Annotated in this window: 19 protein-coding genes and 2 tRNA genes; 12 read left to right on the plus strand and 9 right to left on the minus strand. The window is 65.1% G+C overall.

Annotated features, from left to right (window positions below; all coding sequences use genetic code 11):
• Positions 1-198: 198 nt before the first annotated feature.
• On the minus strand, positions 199-792 hold the full coding sequence (locus DV709_RS13970; RefSeq protein ID WP_117595021.1) for a DNA-3-methyladenine glycosylase family protein: 594 nt from the start codon (positions 790-792) through the stop codon (positions 199-201).
• 141 nt (positions 793-933) lie between these two features.
• On the minus strand, positions 934-2,295 hold the full coding sequence (locus DV709_RS13975) for a putative ATP-dependent zinc protease (RefSeq protein WP_117595022.1): 1,362 nt from the start codon (positions 2,293-2,295) through the stop codon (positions 934-936).
• A 196-nt stretch (positions 2,296-2,491) separates the two neighbouring features.
• Between DV709_RS13975 and DV709_RS13980 the strand changes: the two genes are divergently transcribed.
• From DV709_RS13980 to DV709_RS14010, 7 genes are all read left to right on the plus strand, one after another.
• On the plus strand, positions 2,492-3,517 hold the full coding sequence (locus DV709_RS13980) for a succinylglutamate desuccinylase/aspartoacylase family protein (RefSeq protein ID WP_117595023.1): 1,026 nt from the start codon (positions 2,492-2,494) through the stop codon (positions 3,515-3,517).
• Positions 3,518-3,656: 139 nt separating this feature from the next.
• Positions 3,657-4,049, plus strand: coding sequence for a succinate dehydrogenase, cytochrome b556 subunit (sdhC, locus tag DV709_RS13985; RefSeq protein WP_117595024.1), 393 nt, complete (start codon positions 3,657-3,659; stop codon positions 4,047-4,049).
• A 1-nt stretch (position 4,050) separates the two neighbouring features.
• Positions 4,051-4,422 carry a succinate dehydrogenase hydrophobic membrane anchor subunit gene (locus tag DV709_RS13990; RefSeq protein WP_117595025.1) on the plus strand — a complete coding sequence of 124 codons (372 nt, stop codon included), beginning with the start codon at positions 4,051-4,053 and terminating at the stop codon, positions 4,420-4,422.
• 1 nt (position 4,423) lies between these two features.
• Entirely contained in the window at positions 4,424-5,320 is an 897-nt protein-coding gene (locus tag DV709_RS13995; protein ID WP_117595026.1) for a succinate dehydrogenase/fumarate reductase iron-sulfur subunit, read from the plus strand.
• A gap of 45 nt (positions 5,321-5,365) precedes the next feature.
• Positions 5,366-7,222 (plus strand): FAD-binding protein, encoded by a 1,857-nt coding sequence (locus DV709_RS14000; RefSeq protein ID WP_117595027.1) that lies wholly within the window; start codon positions 5,366-5,368, stop codon positions 7,220-7,222.
• A gap of 70 nt (positions 7,223-7,292) precedes the next feature.
• Positions 7,293-7,390: transfer RNA gene (locus DV709_RS14005), tRNA-Pro, on the plus strand.
• Between the two features lie 249 nt (positions 7,391-7,639).
• The gene (locus tag DV709_RS14010; protein WP_117595028.1) at positions 7,640-7,864 is read left to right on the plus strand and encodes a helix-turn-helix domain-containing protein; all 225 of its coding nucleotides are present in this window, start codon (positions 7,640-7,642) and stop codon (positions 7,862-7,864) included.
• A 4-nt stretch (positions 7,865-7,868) separates the two neighbouring features.
• Here the strand turns inward: DV709_RS14010 and DV709_RS18080 are convergent, their stop codons facing one another.
• The 6 genes from DV709_RS18080 to DV709_RS14035 all read right to left on the minus strand — a co-directional run bounded on the left by DV709_RS18080 (position 7,869) and on the right by DV709_RS14035 (position 11,037).
• Positions 7,869-8,027 (minus strand): DUF7563 family protein, encoded by a 159-nt coding sequence (locus DV709_RS18080; RefSeq protein WP_168191206.1) that lies wholly within the window; start codon positions 8,025-8,027, stop codon positions 7,869-7,871.
• Between the two features lie 183 nt (positions 8,028-8,210).
• A complete protein-coding gene (locus tag DV709_RS14015) occupies positions 8,211-8,834 on the minus strand; it encodes a hypothetical protein (RefSeq protein WP_117595029.1) in 624 nt (207 codons plus the stop codon).
• Positions 8,835-9,095: 261 nt separating this feature from the next.
• Positions 9,096-9,722 (minus strand): class I SAM-dependent methyltransferase, encoded by a 627-nt coding sequence (locus DV709_RS14020; protein WP_117595030.1) that lies wholly within the window; start codon positions 9,720-9,722, stop codon positions 9,096-9,098.
• Positions 9,723-9,860: 138 nt separating this feature from the next.
• The gene (locus tag DV709_RS14025) at positions 9,861-10,055 is read right to left on the minus strand and encodes a cold-shock protein (protein WP_058582868.1); all 195 of its coding nucleotides are present in this window, start codon (positions 10,053-10,055) and stop codon (positions 9,861-9,863) included.
• 412 nt (positions 10,056-10,467) lie between these two features.
• Positions 10,468-10,541 (minus strand) — tRNA-Thr (locus DV709_RS14030).
• 10 nt (positions 10,542-10,551) lie between these two features.
• Positions 10,552-11,037 carry a GNAT family N-acetyltransferase gene (locus tag DV709_RS14035; RefSeq protein WP_332871838.1) on the minus strand — a complete coding sequence of 162 codons (486 nt, stop codon included), beginning with the start codon at positions 11,035-11,037 and terminating at the stop codon, positions 10,552-10,554.
• A 360-nt stretch (positions 11,038-11,397) separates the two neighbouring features.
• On the opposite strand from DV709_RS14035, the gene DV709_RS14040 reads away from it, so the two are divergent.
• The 5 genes from DV709_RS14040 (at position 11,398) to DV709_RS14060 (ending at position 15,776) form a co-directional block, all read left to right on the plus strand.
• A complete protein-coding gene (locus DV709_RS14040) occupies positions 11,398-12,336 on the plus strand; it encodes a branched-chain amino acid ABC transporter permease (protein ID WP_174786391.1) in 939 nt (312 codons plus the stop codon).
• Positions 12,333-13,703, plus strand: a complete 1,371-nt coding sequence (locus tag DV709_RS14045) for a branched-chain amino acid ABC transporter permease (protein WP_117595032.1) — start codon at positions 12,333-12,335, stop codon at positions 13,701-13,703. Before DV709_RS14040 ends, DV709_RS14045 begins: the two co-directional genes overlap by 4 nt.
• Positions 13,704-13,803: 100 nt before the next feature.
• Complete coding sequence (locus DV709_RS14050; RefSeq protein ID WP_117595332.1) at positions 13,804-14,667, plus strand: ABC transporter ATP-binding protein; 864 nt, start codon at positions 13,804-13,806, stop codon at positions 14,665-14,667.
• The gene (locus DV709_RS14055; protein WP_117595033.1) at positions 14,664-15,368 is read left to right on the plus strand and encodes an ABC transporter ATP-binding protein; all 705 of its coding nucleotides are present in this window, start codon (positions 14,664-14,666) and stop codon (positions 15,366-15,368) included. Before DV709_RS14050 ends, DV709_RS14055 begins: the two co-directional genes overlap by 4 nt.
• A gap of 102 nt (positions 15,369-15,470) precedes the next feature.
• Positions 15,471-15,776, plus strand: a complete 306-nt coding sequence (locus DV709_RS14060) for a MazG nucleotide pyrophosphohydrolase domain-containing protein (protein ID WP_117595333.1) — start codon at positions 15,471-15,473, stop codon at positions 15,774-15,776.
• Between the two features lie 26 nt (positions 15,777-15,802).
• On the opposite strand, the gene DV709_RS14065 is transcribed toward DV709_RS14060, so the two are convergent.
• Positions 15,803-17,179 (minus strand): ABC transporter substrate-binding protein, encoded by a 1,377-nt coding sequence (locus tag DV709_RS14065; RefSeq protein WP_117595034.1) that lies wholly within the window; start codon positions 17,177-17,179, stop codon positions 15,803-15,805.
• Positions 17,180-17,264: the final 85 nt, after the last annotated feature.

Below are 17,264 nucleotides of genomic sequence, written 5' to 3' on the forward strand. Positions count from 1 at the left end.
GCAAATGGTTCGTGGAGATTCTGCCGGTCGGCCGGTAGAGCGGGGGAAAACGCGGCGGACGGCGACGCACTGTCCGACCGGCCGAGCGAGTCGAGGGTGATGCGGCGCGAGTCGGAAACGATGCGGCGAGAATCCGAGGCGATTCGGTGGAAGCCGAGAGCGACGCAGCAGGAGTCGGGAGCGACGCGGCGCGAACGCTCAGGAGTCGGATTCGTACTCGGCCCAGATGTACTTCGTCGCGACCGAACGGAACGGCCGCCACGCTTCGGCGACTTCTCGCATCTCCGCGCGCGTTATCTCCTCGCCGTCGCCGTACAGCAGTTCGATACCTCGTCGGACGGCGAGGTCGCCCAGCGGCAGGACGTCCTCTCGCTCGAGGACGAACAGGAGGTACATACGCGCGGTCCACTCGCCGACGCCTTTGATTTCGGTGAGTCGGTCGACGACCTCGTCGTCGGTGTGTGCGGCCAACCCCTCCTTCGTGTAGTCGTTTCGCCGGAACGCCCGGGCGGCGTTGCGCAGATACTCGGTCTTCATCCGCGAGAGCCCCGCGTCGCGCAGCGCCGCCTCGTCGGCGTCCAGCACCGCCTCCGGCGTCACGTCGCCCTCCAGCAGCTCGAAGACGCGCTCTCTGACGGCGGCGGCGCTCGCGGTGGAGAGCTGTTGGTTGATGATGGAGATGCAGAGTCGCTCGTACTCGCTCCAGTTCGGTTCGGAGTAGGGGTCGTGTCTGTCGATGAGTTCCGCCATCACGGGGTCTCGGCGGAGCACGGTTTCGGCCTCGTCGGTCATACTGTGGATGGTCGAATCACGGGGTGCGGAGGCAAATGCGTCCCGATTCCGACACTCGCGAGGGGAGACGCAGCGAAACGGCAGTAGAGAGAAGGAGAGACAGCAGCGGGTGAGAGACGGGGCTCGTGACGACCGAGTCTGTTACTCGAGGTACTCCTCTTCGCGTTCGTCGTCGTCCTTGGCGTCGGCGTCTGCGCGGCGACGGACGTCGACGCGGTAGTGTTCGAGGATGTCGCGGCCCAAGAGGAGCGGGAAATCCATGTGGCTGCGGTCCTCGACGCTCGCGGTCACCGTGTGCTGGTTGCCGCCGATACCGATGACGAGGTCGACGACCGGGCGGGCCTTCCCGCGCTTCATGCTACCGGATTTGACGCGCGTCATGCTCTTGATTGGACCCGCGCCGATTTCGGCGGCGAGCGACGTATCGATGCTCGTCCGGGTCGCGCCCGTGTCGGATTTAGCGAGCGCCTGCGTCGACCCGCTGGTACCGCTGACGACCACGTCCTCGATGTAGCCAATCATCGGCACCTCCTCGTTCTCCGGGGGTTCGATGCGCGGCATGCACGACGGCCGCGAGTCGTCGAGCGTGCTCGACAACTCCTCGACGCGCACGTCGTCGACGTCGCCGCCGGCGCGCTCGATGGCCAACTGCGCGATGTACGGCGCGGGGCTCTTGCCGGTCGCTTTGTACAGCCCCTTGAACCCGGCCGTCGGGTTCACTTCGAGGACGTACCAGCCGTCGTTGCCCTCCACGAGGTCGACGCCGGCGTAGTCGAGGCCGATGACCTCTGACGCGTAGAGCGCGGTTTCGGCCGCCTCGTCGGGCATCGTCTCGGTGGCGTTCTGGACGTCGCCGCCGAGGGCGACGTTCGTCCGCCAGTCGCCCTCGGGGGCGTAGCGGTGCATCGCGCCGACGATCTCCTCGCCGACGACGTAGACGCGCAGGTCCCGGTGTCGGTCGCTGTCGCGTTCGATGAGCTCCTGCAGGAACGCCTGGCGGTTGCCGACCTTCGGGTTGACGGGTTCGGTGAGGTCGACCTTCCACGTCCCGCCGCCGTGGGTGCCGATGGCGGTCTTGTAGACGCCCACGTCGCCGAACTGCTGTCGGCCCTGGTTCAGTCGGTCGTTCGAGAGCGCCAGCAGCGCGTCCGGAACCTGGATGTTCCAGTCGGCCAGCGTCGCCGCCGTCGCGAACTTGTGGATAGCCGTCAGCACCGCGCCGGGTTCGTTCAGCATCGGCCGTACGCGGTTGAACGTCGTCGCGAGACCGAGTCCCTCGGCGGGTTCTTCGGTGTTCGAGAGGAGCAGTCGGTTCGCGATGACGTCGACACTGGGTTCGATGGACACCTCGCTGTCCTCGATGCTCATCGCGGTGTTCTCGCGGCGAAGCCACACGGGCTCGTGACCGAGTTCCTCGACGGCGTTGAGGATCGCCTTCGTCTCTTTGCTGTTGTGCAGCGAGAGAACCCCGACGCGCACCGTCTCGTCGTCTGAAAGTGCCATGTGAGAAGATATACCCGACCCAGTTTCAAAGATATGCCGGTCTGACCCCTGTTGGGGCCATCGAAAGGGAGTACGACTCGGGCATCTCGTCGCGACGGTGCGCGGCGGAGTGTAATCGAACCGCTGGCAATTTGAACACGTTCTCGCCGTCGACGTTCATATTGGTGTTTATATACGACCCCGCCCGAGGGAGCCCATGAGCGACGACTCGTCCTTCACCTACAACGGGGGGAGGGTCGACCCGGGCGAGACGCAGAACCTCCGGTACAGCGTGAGTGAGACGTACCTCGGCGACCCGGTTCGGATTCCGGTCACCATCGTCAACGGCGAGCGCGACGGGCCCACGGTGTTTCTCTCGGCGGCGGCGCACGGCGACGAACTGAACGGCATCGAAGTGGTTCGGACCGTCGCCCACGGGTGGGACCACGACGAGCTCCGCGGGACGCTCGTCTGCATGCCCGTCCTGAACGTGCCGGGGTTTCTCGCCCAGCAGCGGTATCTCCCGATTCTCGACCGCGACCTGAACCGCTCGTTTCCGGGGTCGGAGAGTTCGACGAGCGCGAAGCGGATGGCGTACCAGATCTTCCAGAACTTCATCGAGCCGTGCGACGTCGGCCTCGACTTCCACACCTCCACCCGCGGTCGGACGAACATGCTCCACGTCCGCGGTAACCTCGCCGACGAGGGCGTGAACCGACTCGCGCGCGCCTTCGGTTCGAACGTCATCCTCGACGGCGAGGGGCCGGACGGGTCGCTCCGCGGGGAGGCGACGCGCGCGGGCGTCCCGACCATCACGCTGGAGATGGGCGAGGCGCACCGCTTCCAGCGGGGGCTCATCGACGAGGCGCTCGACGGCGTCCGAAGCGTCTTCGCCGAGTACGGCCTCACCGAGACCGACAGCGTCCGCTGGCCGGGGTGGCGGACGGTCATCACGGGCGACCGCGAGAAGACGTGGATTCGCGCCGACGCCGGCGGCATCGTCGACATGCACTACTCGCGGGGGGCGCTCGTCCACGAGGGCGACCGCATCTGCACCATCACGAACCCGTTTCTCGACGACAACATCGCCGTCGAAGCGCCGTTCACGGGGCTGCTCGTCGGTATCTTGGAGAACCCGGTCGTCTACCCGGGCAACCCCATCTGCCACCTCGTCGAGCTGAGCACGTCGACGCGGCGGGTGCTCGAACGCGAGCAGTCGCCGGCCGCAGAGGCCGAGACCTGACGTGTCGGCGGGCGTCTCGTCGTCGCTGGAAACGTTCTTCAGTTCGAGATAGAAAGCGGCAAAACAGGACGACCGCCCCGGTTCGGCGCGCGGATACACGTAACTTCTATAGCACCCCGGTTCCGAGACTCACGGGAGTATGAGTCAATCGTACAATCGAGGCCTCGTGGAGGACTTCGGCCGCTGGCGGGAGTTCTCGGCCGGCATGTGGGCCTGGATTTTCCACAAGTTCACCGGATGGGTGCTGGTGGGCTACTTGTTCACCCACATCGCCGTCCTCTCGACGGCGCTGACGGGCGCGAGCGCCTACACCAACACCATCCAAGGGCTGGAAGCACTCGCTGTCGTGCGCATCCTCGAAGTGGGGCTGCTCGCGGTGGCCGTGTTCCACATCCTCAACGGGCTCCGACTGCTGTTCGTCGACCTCGGCGTCGGACTGGAGGCACAGGACAAGAGTTTCTACGCGTCGCTGGTACTGACGGGCGCGATCGTCGTCGCCAGTATCCCGACGTTCGTCTCGGGGGCGTTCTGAGATGGCCGAACGCTACTCCTCGTTCGAGCGCGGCGGACGCCGGTGGCTCTGGCAGCGCATCACGGCGGCGTTCCTCGTCGTCGTGCTCGCGTTCCACTTCTTCCTGCTCCACTTCGTCAACCACGCCGACGAGGTGACGTTCGCGATGAGTCAGGCGAGAATGGAGTCGCTGACGTACTTCTCGTTGATGATTCTGTTCCTCGTCACCGCGACGTTCCACGGCGTCAACGGCGTCTACAACGCACTCGTCAACCAAGGGCTGACCGGCACGAAACTGAGCGTCGTGAAGTGGACGCTCGTCGTCGCCAGCGCGGTTCTCATCATCCAGGGCGTTCGGACCGCACTCGCGTGGTCCGGAGGCATTCCACTCTAACATGAGCACGCAAGTACCCGAAACACAGGAAGCGGACGAATCGGAGGCGGAGACCGAGGCGGAGTCGGTCCCCGTCGCACAGCAGCGACGCCAACAGCGGAAGGCCGAGCGCCGCGAGCACGTCGCCGAGCGCGAACGCGAGCGGACCGAAGAGGAAGCCGCGAGCGACGAGAGTCGCTACCACCTGAAGGTGTTCCGCTACGACCCCGAAGTCGAGGGGAAGCAGGAACCGCGGTTCGACGAGTTCCACGTCCCCTACCACAAGGGGATGACCGTCCTCGACGCGCTCATCTACGCGCGGGACCACTTCGACTCCTCGCTGACGTTCCGACACTCGTGTCGACAGGCCATCTGCGGCTCCGACGCAATGTTCGTCAACGGCCGCCAGCGGCTCTGCTGTAAGACGCAGCTGTCGGACCTCGAAGAGCCCGTCCGCGTCGAACCGCTGCCGCACCAGGAGGTCGTCAAGGACCTGGTCGTCGACATGGAGCACTTCTACGACCAGATGGAGGCGGTCGAGCCGTTCTTCCAGACGAACGACCTGCCCGACGGCGAACTCGAAGAGCAGCGCCAGACCCGAGAGAACCGCGAGAAAGTGAAGATGTCGACGCGCTGCATCTGGTGCGGCGCGTGCATGTCCTCCTGCAACATCGCGGCCGGCGACAACCAGTATCTCGGCCCGGCGGCCATCAACAAGGCGTACCGCTTCGCGATGGACGAACGCGAGGGCTCGGACATGAAGGAGCATCGCATGCGCATCCTCGAACAGGAACACGGCGTCTGGCGCTGTCAGACGCAGTTCTCCTGCACCGAGGTGTGCCCGAAAGACATCCCGCTGACGGCCCACATCCAGGAACTCAAGCGAGAGGCCGTCAAGAACAACCTGAAGTTCTGGTAGTGAACCTCAAGTTCACCCAGTCCTAACAACGCTCAGAAATTAGATATGTACGAACACGACGTAATCGTAGTCGGCGCGGGCGGCGCCGGCTTGCGCGCCGCTATCGCGGCGCAGGAAGAGGGGGCGGACGTAGCCATCGTCTCGAAACTCCACCCCGTACGCAGTCACACTGGCGCGGCCGAGGGCGGTATCAACGCCGCGCTCCGCGAGGGCGACTCGTGGGAGGACCACGCGTACGACACGATGAAGGGGTCGGACTACCTCGGCGACGCCCCGGCCATCGAAACGCTCTGCCAGGACAGCCCGAAAGAGACCATCCAACTCGAACACTGGGGGATGGCGTTCTCCCGCGACGACGACGGCCGCGTCAGCCAGCGGCCGTTCGGCGGCCTCTCGTTCCCGCGGACGACGTACGCGGGCGCGGAGACGGGCCACCAGTTGCTCCACACGATGTACGAGCAACTCGTCAAGCGCGGCATCAAGGTGTACGACGAGTGGTACGTGCTCAACCTCGCCATCTCCGACGAGGAGGTCCCCGAGGACCGCACCTGCCACGGCATCGTCGCCTACGACATCCAGTCCGGCGAGGTGTCGGGCTTCCGCGCCCGCAACGGGGTCATCCTCGCGACGGGCGGACCCGGTCAGGTGTACGACCACACGACCAACGCCGTCGCCAACACCGGCGACGGGGTGGCGATGGCGTACCGCGCGGGCGTCCCGATGGAGGATATGGAGTTCATCCAGTTCCACCCGACGACGCTGCCGTCGACGGGGGTCCTCATCACCGAGGGCGTCCGCGGCGAGGGGGGCATCCTCTACAACGAGAACGGCGAGCGCCTGATGTTCGAGTACGGCTACGCGAACAACGCCGGCGAACTCGCCTCCCGCGACGTGGTGTCGCGCGCCGAGTTGACCGAGATCAACGCCGGCCGCGGCATCGACGACGAGTACGTCCACCTCGACATGCGCCACCTCGGCGAGGAGCGCATCATCGACCGACTGGAGAACATCGTCCACCTCTCGGAGGACTTCGAGGGCGTCGACCCGCTCGAAGAGCCGATGCCGGTCAAACCCGGTCAGCACTACGCGATGGGCGGCGTCGAGACCGACGAGAACGGCGAGACGTGCATCACCGGCCTCTACGCCGCCGGCGAGTGCGCCTGCGCCTCGGTCCACGGCTCGAACCGGCTCGGCGGCAACGCGCTGCCGGAACTCATCGTCTTCGGGCGGCGCGCCGGCGCACACGCCGCGGGCAAGGACCTGGGCACGGCCGAGATCACGACCGGCAAGCGCGGCGAGTGGGAGGCAGGCGAAGTCGACACGCCCGTCGCACCCGGTTCGGTTCGGTCGCCGGACGACAGCGCCGTCGCCGACGGCGGTGAGAAGGCCGCCGACGGTGGAGCGGTTGCTGCGACGGGCGACGAAATCGTCACCCGCGCCGTCGACGCCGAGAACCGACGCATCGAGCACCTCATGACTAAAGAGGACGGGGTCCAGCACGCCGAGATTCGTTCCGAGGTCCAGAAATCGATGACGCGACACGTCAACGTCTTCCGCGAGAAGGAGGGCCTGAAACAGGCGCTGCGCGACCTCAGGGAGGCCCGCGAGCGCTACACCGACGTGTACGTCAACGACCCCTCGCGGACGTACAACACCGACCTCATCCAGACCATCGAGACGCGGAACATCCTCGACCTCGCGGAGGCGATCACGCTCGGCGCGCTCGCACGAGAGGAGTTCCGCGGCGCGCACTGGCGCAAGGAGCACCAGGAGCGCGACGACGAGAACTGGCTGAAGCACACGATGCTGTCGTGGAACGACGGCGCGCCCGAACTGTGGTACAAGCCGGTCATCCTCGAAGGCGAGGAGAAGACGTACGAACCGAAGATCCGTAGCTACTGAAACGCGGCAGCCCGTTTTTTCGGGCGAACCGACCAACGGCTATTAGTTCGCACCGGTTGTAGTATCGTCCGGAAGGGTGGCTCAGTGGTAGAGCAACCGCCGTTCGGGTGCGCACGCATCCACGGTGGATTACTTAGGCTTCGCGTGGTTCGACTCCCGCCCCTTCCGCTCGCGCCGACGAACGGCAACGAGTCGGCGACGAATCGGCGACGAACGCTCGGACAGATCGCGTCGATTCACGACGACAGTCGAAAACTCACCGCCCGAAGGCGGAGCCTACCGGCGGGGTGAAAGGTTACTCGAATCCACAGTAATCCTTCGAGACGCCCCGAGGCGCTCGAAATCGACCGCTCCGGGCGGGTTCGACGACTGTCGTAGAGGGATTTTATTATTGTCGAACCCATCGGGTCGAACAAGATGATGTCGCAGTCCAGCCAACGGGCGACCGTTCCCGATACGCTCCGTTCACCGCGCGCAAAACTCGTGTACCTGTACCTCTCGACGCACGGCGAGGCCACCGTCGCAGAACTGCAAGAGAGCCTCGCGATGACGAAGCTCACACTCTACAGCATCCTTCGAACGCTTCAGGGGGAGGGACTCGTCGGCCGCGACGCCAGTTCCGACCGCTACTCGCTGGTCTGACGGACTATCGGTTTCTCGGAGCGCGCGCTTTTCTGACGGTCGCTCCGTCCCTCACCATGTCGTCGCAGCGCGGGCAGACCCGCGGATTTTCCACTTCGTCGGGCGTGAAGACGCGAGCGTACGCTCGGGTGACGAACGCCCCGCAGTTCGCACATTCAGGCATGTCGATACGTTTCGATGGTAGCCATATATAAAATTTACCGCACTCAGAGCAACGCCAGCAGTACGCCGACGAGAATCAGGGCGAACAGGAACGATACGACGCCGAGGAAGAATCGGTCTGCGTTGTCCATCGTACCGAGAGTGAACTCCGTTTCGACATAAACGTTCGCCGGTCGGTGAACGTTTACGGCTCTCTGTGAAACCCGCGAACCGACGCCTCCACCGAGAGCAGGGCCGCCGACACCAGCAGACAGACGGCGGAGACGAGTGCGAGAACCGAGACGTCGACGACGGTGACGCCGAGACCCGTCTGCGCGAAGGGGTTACCGCCGCCGGCGGCGACGTATCTCTCGACCGCGTCGACGCCGCCGAACCCGAGCAGGACGAACGCGTGGACCATCGCCGTCGCGAAACTGCCGGTGAAGAATCCGAGCAGCGAGCAGACGGCTTCGGCGTTGAGCAACTCGCGCGCTTGCGTCTCGTTCATCGTCCGGCCCAGTCGAAGCCGCCAGACGCCGACCGCAGCGTGGCCGACGCCGGTCAGCGCGACGAGCGAGACGGCGACCAGACCCACGAACGCGACCTTCGGAGCCGCGAAACCGATGCGTTCGGGGAGATACGCCCGCCGAACCGCCTCCGGGAGGACCGCGAGCGCCGGATACAACCCCGCCAGCGAGAACAGCAGATAGCTCTGCCAGGTGAGTTTTCGGGTGAGCGATTGCTGAAAGAGGCTGTGTCGCTCCGCTTGCAGTCGCTCGTAGGCGGATTCGCCCAAGAGCGCGTCGGCAATCGGATCCTCGACGGACACGCTGGTGGGTCTCTGTTCTCACTATTTATATCTATCGACTGTGTGAACGAATGTCGTTCGCCGTCTCGCCGAACCGACGGCGAGCGAACAGCGCACGAGTGTCGTGCGTCCGTCTGACGTAGGTATATAACGTTGCTTCGCCCACGTATCACTCAGCAGTACTGTACTGCTCGACAAAGAGTCGCGGGCGCACCGCGACACCTGACACACCTTCTCGAAACCGTCGTCGGCGCAGAGCGCCCGCCATCGGCGTAGTCCGGGTTATCGGACGTCGGCTGAGCGCCGGAACAGTCGAAGCGTGTCGTTGTCGAGCCGTTCCGACGCCGTTTCGGTGAATCCGCGGGCGGAGAAGATCCGGCTCCAGCGGCGGTGGTACAGCGGAACCGCGTCGTCGACGTAGTTCACCTCGGGCGTCTCCGCGTCCGCGTCGCCTTCGATCTCGACGGTGAGGAGGCAGTCGGCCGCGACGCGCGCGAGTTCGTCGAACACCCACTCGTTGTCGGGGTGGATGTGCTGGAGCGTCTCCACCGAGTAGACGACGTCGAACGCGTCGTCGTCGAACGCCGAGACGACGCTCTCGATGGCGTCGATGTAGAACGTTCCCGCGGCGGCGAGCTCGGGGTACGCCTGTCGCATCACCGTCATCGCCTCCTCGTTGACATCGATGCCGTGGAGGTTTCGGTACCCGTTGTCGTGCAGGTGCGCGAGATGTCGACCCGAGCTACAGCCGAGCTCCAGAATCGACGGCTCCGGCTCGGAGTCGGCGGTGCGCTCGATGTGTCGACGAATCGCCTCGCTGGTCTCGTCGGGACCGTAGTGGGCGTAGTAGTCCGGGGAGAACTCGCCGGAACGCTCGGCCCATCGCTGACGGAGTTCGTCGGGGGTCATAGCTAATCGAGCACGGCCGCGCGGTTAAGTAGCCGGTTTCGACGGGCGGTGACCGGTGTCGCTCGAAGCGAGGCGCTCCGGAGTCGTCGTCAAAAATGAAAACGGTGGTCGAGAATCGATGCTGCCGCGGCTTCGAGATTACAGTCGGGTGACGTTCGTCGCGCGCGGGCCTTTCGGGGCCTGCTCGATGTCGAACTCCACTTCCTGTCCCTCTTCGAGGTCCGGGCCGCCGACGTCTTCCATGTGGAAGAAAACGTCTTCGTCCGCGTCTTCAGTCTCGATGAATCCGTAACCGCCGGTGTCGTTGAAAAAGTCGACCGTACCTTTCGCCATTGCATCTAGTCTGAGTCGCTACCCACTCATAACCCTTTTGAGCGAATCGGGGGGTGCGGACCCGCACCTGGAGTCGTCGGGAGCGGTTCTCCGCGGCCGCGTGTCGGCGATAGACGCGGCCACACCGCCCGCTAATGGTCGACAACCGCTCCGACCGGGTCGCGGCGAACGCGACGCCGAAGACGATTCGAGCGCGGTACCGATAGCCGACTGGTCCATCGCAACGCCGATGGCGACACCGAGTGTCATCTCTGCACCGGCGTTCTGCTGTGAACTGTCCTCGCTGCGCTCCGAAAAGGGAGAGCCAGGAGTGGGATTTGAACCGCGGTCGTTCCGCTCACGGTGCTCGCGTCACTCCCTGATTCGAATCCCACCGTCTCGCTCGTGCGTCCTCGTTACGGTCGGACAGAAGAGCCAGGAGTGGGATTCGAACCCACGAAGTCTCGATTACAAGTCGAGTGCATGAACCGCCCATGCTCTCCTGGCGCGCCGTCAGTTATCGGTCCGCCGGGTCGTTATTATCGTTTTCGACACGCTTCTCCAGCTCGACGCGGTGGAGGCGGTAGCCGCGGCGTTCGTACAGTCTGCGGGCGGCGTCGTTGCCGGCCATCGCTTCGAGTCGGATCACGTCCGCGCCGGCGCCGGCGAGCGCGCTCTCGGCGGCATCCAACAGGGCGCTTCCCACGCCGTCGTTGCGGTACTCGGGGTCGACGTAGACGTTCTGAATCGTGCCGCGGGAGATGTCCTGTTCGTAGCCGTCGACCTCCGGTTCGAACATGACGAAACCGACGATGTCGGAGTCGCGAGCGACGAGCAAACCACCGACGATGATGTGGCGCGTGATGGCGTCGTAGATCTGCTCGCGGTTCTCCTCGGCGCGGAGGTGCGACCCGAACTCGCGCTGTCCGTCCGCGAGCGCCACCCAGAGATCCGCGATACGGCCCGCCTCGGTCATCTCGGGAGGTTCTATCTGGACGCTCACGTGGCCTCGTCTCCGTCCCGACGTGCGAAACCGTCTCTGTTCGACTCGATAATATATTTTCAGTATCACACACCATAGAGTTTTCTGCAATCGGCATCCGTGAGCGCCTTCCGGCGTCGGAATGAAGAAATACTTATAAGTGTTCCACGTCCGCACACATCATGGTGATAGTTAACAATGGGTATTGGTGAAACCTACTCCCGGAGCCGTCGGTTCGTCGACAGACGGCCGCTGACGCACACGGTCGGCGCCGCGGCGGGGGTCGTTCTCGTGTTGTATCTTCTGTGGGTGCTCGTCGCGCAGTTGGCGAGCGGAGAGTTGCGAATCTACGAGCTCGGCGCACTGATGTGGGACGGGCTGATGCGCGGACTCGTCATCGGTCTCGCGGGCGTCGGCCTGTCGATGACGTACAGCATCCTGAACTTCGCGAACTTCTCGCACGGCGATTACATCTCCGCCGGCGCGTTCTCGGGGTGGGCGACGACGTACCTCGTCGCCGGTCTCGGCCGCGCCGACGTCGGGTCGCTGTTGCTCGTCGGGGCGGGCGGGTCGGTGTTCGGCGGCGCGCTCGGCGTCGGTATCTCGACGACGCCGCTGGCGGTCGTCCTCGGCGTCGTCGTCGCCGGCGTCGGCGGGGTTCTGCTCTCGCTGTTCGTCGACCGAACCGTGTTCAAACCGCTCCGCGACGAGGACGGTATCACGCTGCTCATCGCGAGCATCGGCGTCGCCTTCGCGCTTCGCTACCTCATGCAGTTCGTCTTCGGCTCCGACGTTCGAGGGACGACCTCGCAGCCGCCGGCGTACTCGTTCTACGTCGTCGACGGGTGGGTCCGCGTCAACTACCACGACATGACGCTCCTCGTCGTCGCCGGCGGCCTGATGGTCGGCGTTCACCTGCTCCTCCAGCGCAGCAAACTCGGCAAGGCGATGCGAGCGATGTCTGACAACGGTGACCTCGCCCGCATCACGGGCATCCCGACCGAACACGTCGTCCGCTGGACGTGGATCATCGGCGGCGCGCTCACCGGCGTCGCGGGCTACATCTTCGTGCTCTGGAAGGGGACGCTCGCCTTCGACGACGGGTGGCTGCTCCTGCTTCTCATCTTCGCGGCGGTCATCCTCGGCGGCATCGGCTCGGTGTACGGCGCTATCGCCGGCGGCATCGTCATCGGCCTCACCGCGTCGATGGCCGTCATCTGGATTCCGTCGGCGTTCGCCCGCGCGGCCGCGTTCGCCGTGATGATTCTCATCCTGTTGGTGCGCCCGCAGGGCATCTTCGCCGGGAGGACGACGGCATGAGCGCCGACGGCGAGAACGAGGGCGCGACGAAGAGTCGCGTCGACGACGTACTCGGGAGGCTCCGCGACGGCGACGCGGGACTGATTCTGCTCGTCCTCGGCGGCATCTATCTCGCGTACATCCTCAGCGGCGTCGTCCTCGGCTACCAGCTCCGCGGACAGCTGAACTCGATCGCCGCGCTGACGTTCTACATCGGCGTCTTCGCGCTGTTGGCGCTGGCGCTGAACCTCCACTGGGGGTACACCGGTCTGTTCAACATCGGCGTCGTCGGTTTCATGGCCGTTGGTATCTACGTGATGGCGCTCGTCTCGAAGCCGGTGTACACCCCGGGCGGGGCCGCGCAGGTCGGCGGACTCGGACTCCCGCTGTGGGTCGGCGTTCTGGCCGGGATGCTCGCGGCGGCGGTGTTCGGGTTCGTCGTCGCGTTACCGGCGTTACGGTTGCGGGCGGACTACCTCGCCATCGTCACCATCGCGATGTCCGAAATCGTCCGTTTCTCGTTTCTCTCCAGCGAGTTCCAGCGCTTCGAACTGTTCGGCAACCCGGTCGGCTTCGGCGGCGGTTCGGGGCTCATCCTCGACTACACCGCGCCGCTGGAGGCGTTCTTCCGGACATTCGGGCTCTGGGACGCCTACCTCGGCGTCGTGCGGGCGTTCGGTACGTTCGGGCCACTGAACCTGAACAACCCGAAACCCATCGTCGACAATCTCGTCTACGGCGGCGTGTTGCTGCTGTTCGTCGCGGGCTACTACTGGCTCCTGAAGCGGACCGGCGAGTCGCCGTTCGGCCGCGTGCTGAAGGCGATTCGAGAGGACGAGGACGTGGCGAACGCGCTCGGCAAGAACACCAACCAGTTCAAGGTGAAATCGTTCATGCTCGGCTGTGCGCTCATGGGTCTCGCCGGCATCCTCTGGTTGGCCGGACAGGGCGCGGTGACGCCGAACTTCTTCCGCCCGCGCATCACCTTCTTCGTCTGGATCGCGCTCATCATCGGCGGCGCGGGGTCGAACACGGGCAGCGTCCTCGGCGGTGCTATCTTCGCGGGCGTTCTGTACCAGGGACCGCTGTACCTCAAGAACGTGCTGGAGGCGGTGCTCCCGCAGACGAACGCGCCGAACAGTTTCGGCCCGGCGGTGGCACCCATCTTCCAGTCGTTCGACGTGCTCCCGTTCGTCTGGTACACCCTCGACAGCATCCGACAGCTCCAGTTGGTCATCATGGGCCTCGTGCTCATCTGGCTGATGCACAACCGGCCCGAAGGGTTGCTCGGCCACCGTAAGGAGATCGCCGCGAGTATCGACCTCTCGCGGCCGACGCGGTCGTCGACGCCGGCGACGGCCGCGGACGGAGGTGAGCGCGATGAGTGAGACGACCGGACCGAACGAATCGACGAACGAGGCGGTACCGAACGAATCGACGAACGAGGCGGTACCGAACGAATCGACGAACGAGGCGGAGACCGACGAGATGAGCGAGACCACGAAGACGACTGAGACGACGCAGTCGACGGCCGCACAGCAACCGACGGAGGCGGTCGACGACCCGACGTCGACGGACCCTGCCGAGTACCCGCTACGCGTCGAGAACCTCCGCAAGACGTTCGGGGGCATCGTCGCCGTCGACGACGCGAGTTTCGAGGTCGAACGCGGGACGCTCACCGGCCTCATCGGTCCGAACGGCGCGGGGAAGTCGACGACGTTCAACCTCATCACCGGGATGTACACGCCCGACCGGGGACGCGTCGTCTTCAACGGCGAGGAGATCACCGGACTGCCGCCGCACCGCGTCGCCGACCGAGGATTGGTCCGAACGTTCCAGATCGCCCGAGAGCTCTCCGAGATGACGGTACTGGAGAACATGATGCTCGCGCCGAAGCACCAGCGCGGCGAGGCGCTGTGGCGGTCGGTGACTCCGGGCGTCCGCAACGACGTGGTCGAACAGGAGGGAGAGTTGCTCGACAGGGCGTGGGAGATGCTCGACTTCTTCGAGATAGACCACCTCGCCGAGGAGTACGCGGGCAACCTCTCGGGCGGCCAGCGAAAACTGCTGGAGATGGCGCGCGCGCTGCTGACCGACCCCGACATGCTCCTGCTGGACGAACCGTTCGCGGGCGTCAACCCCTCGCTGGAACACCGTCTACTCGAACACGTCCACGAGTTGCGCGAACAGGGCTACACGTTCCTGTTGGTCGAACACGACATGGACCTCATCATGGAGAACTGCGAGCACGTCATCGTCATGCACCAGGGGAAGGTGCTCACCGAAGGGACACCGGCCGACATCAAGCAGAACGAACAGGTCGTCGAGGCCTACCTCGGGGGGACCGTATGACGCTCCTCAAGGTGCGCGACCTCGACGCCGGCTACGGCGACTTACAGATTCTCACCGACGTCGACCTGAACGTCGAAGACGGCGAGTACGTCACCATCGTCGGCCCCAACGGCGCGGGAAAGTCGACGGTGATGAAATCCGTCTTCGGGCTGACGACCCACATGGGCGGCACCGTCAGCTTCGACGACACCGACATCACGGGTGCGAACCCCGAGGACATCATTCGACTCGGCTTGGGCTACGTCCCGCAGAACGACAACGTGTTCGGGGCGCTCACCGTCCAAGAGAACCTCGAGATGGGCGCGTACATCCTCGACGACGTCCCACAGAACTCGCTCGACATGGTGTACGAGCGGTTCCCCATCCTCCGAGAGCGACGCGAGCAGAAGGCCGGAACGATGAGCGGCGGTCAGCAGCAGATGCTGGCGATGGGCCGCGCGCTGATGCTCGACCCAGACCTGCTCCTCCTCGACGAACCGAGCGCCGGACTCGCGCCGGACCTCGTCGACGAGATGTTCGACAAGATCGACGAGATAAACGAGGCCGGGACGGCTATCCTGATGGTCGAACAGAACGCGAAGGAGGCGCTCAGACGCTGCGACCGCGGCTACGTCCTCGTCAACGGACGGAACCGCTACATGGACACCGGAGAGGCGCTGTTGAACGACGACGAGGTCAGACGGGACTTCCTCGGCGGGTAGTCGGTCGCCTCAACCCCTTGTCGTCACCGAGACGAGGACACTCCGAAACGGCTTTTTTCGACGCGTGAACGTGTAGACTCCATGCGAGAGAACCACCGTTCGATGCCCGAGCAACAGCAGGTCGCCGCGTTTCTCGACGAGTACGAGATGCACGCCGACCCGGCGTACCAACTGCTCGACCTGACGTCCGAAGTCGGCGAACTCGCCGCCGACGCGACGAAATCCTCGCAGTGGGGCGCGTCGCCCGAGGAACTCGACGTGGAGAGCGACGAACTCGGCGACGCGCTCTTTTCGCTTCTGACGGTCGCCGAGTCGCTCGACATCGACGCGGGCGACGCGCTCCGCGAGTCGCTCGAGAAGTATCAGCGGCGAATCGTCGACACTGGAAGCGCGTCGTCGGGCGAATAAAATCGGAGTCGAACCTGTCGTCGGGCTCAGCTACTGAGCGCCGCGTCGATGACCGACGAGTACGACGACTCGCCGATGTTGAACGACACCTGGTTCGTCACCGTGCCGTCGAACTCGCTCTCGAACACTTCGGCGAAGCGCTCGGAGAGCTGTTGGCCGTAGTCGTTGTTGACGTACAGCGTCGCCGCGGATTCGGCGTCGAGGCGCTCGGAGGCGACCTGCGCCATCACGCGGCCCTGCAGGAAGTCCGAGGGTGCGGTCCGGAAGATGAAGTCGTTGTCGTCGAGGTTCGAAACCGACAGCGCCGTACTCGACGGCGAGCAGCCGACGACCTCGTTCGGGATGAACGCCTCCTGGGAGACGGGGACGTTGACGCCCGAGGACGCCGACCCGCACACCGCGGGGACGCCCGCGCTGACGAGCGAGTTCGCCGCCGAGACGCCGGCGTCCGGCGAGGTCTGCGAGTCTTCGATCTGCGCGTTAACCGTGAGGTCGACGTTCGCGTCGTTGACCTGCATCACGGGGAGTCGCGCCGCGCGAATCATCGGCTGACCGACCGACGCGAGGTCGCCCGTCTCCGGGAGGAGGATGCCGACCGACACCTCGCGCCCGAGGCCGCCGGGTCCGCTGTCGGCGGAGTCGCCCGCGCCGTCGGGGTTGTCGCCCTCGAACGACTGCGTCTCGATCGTCGGCGTCTCCTGAGAACTCTGACCGGCGAACTCCCAGATGGCGTACGCCGCGGACGCGGGGTCGCCCTTCTCGTTGAAGTTCGTCGAACTCGACGCACCCTGGTAGTTGATGTCGTCGCCGTTGGCCGCCGCCTCGACGGCTTCGACGAAGTTCTGCGGTCCGAACTCCTCGCCGCCGGGGTTGGCGATGCGGCGGAGCTGGTCGCGAATCGCCGGACCGCTGTTCTCGCCGGCGGCGACGTTCGCGAGGATGAGAAGCGCCACCGAGTCGTACGACTGAGAGGTGAAGACGCTGGGAGCGGCGTCGTACTCGTCCTGGAACAGTTGGTTGAACGCGTCCTGGTTCGGCCCACCCGCCGCCGGCGCGGTGCCGGTGACGTTCGCCATATCGTTGCCGACCTGACCGGGCATATTTCCGTCCTGCAACCCGTCGGGGACGAGAATCGATTCGCCCCCGTCGCTGGCGCTGTAGTAATCGCGGAACAGTTGGATGCCGCTCTCGGGGTAGCCGATGACGACGAGAGAGTCGGGACCGTCTCCGCCCCCGTTGTCGCCGCCGCCACCGCCGCTACCGTTGCCACCACCGCCGCCGTTACCCCCGTCACCGCCGTTTCCGCCGTCGTCACCGGGGCCTTGTACACAGCCGGCGAGGCCGACCGCGCCGGATACGCCGACCGCTTTCAGGAAGTTGCGTCGTTGGATACCACGTGCCATGTTACCGCATGGTAAGGACAATTTATAAAGTTACGCCTTCTTAGCTGACATTTCCCGCCGCGCGCCATGCCGCAGTCCCGCGGTT

Source organism: Haloprofundus halophilus (assembly GCF_003439925.1).
Lineage (GTDB): Archaea > Halobacteriota > Halobacteria > Halobacteriales > Haloferacaceae > Haloprofundus > Haloprofundus halophilus.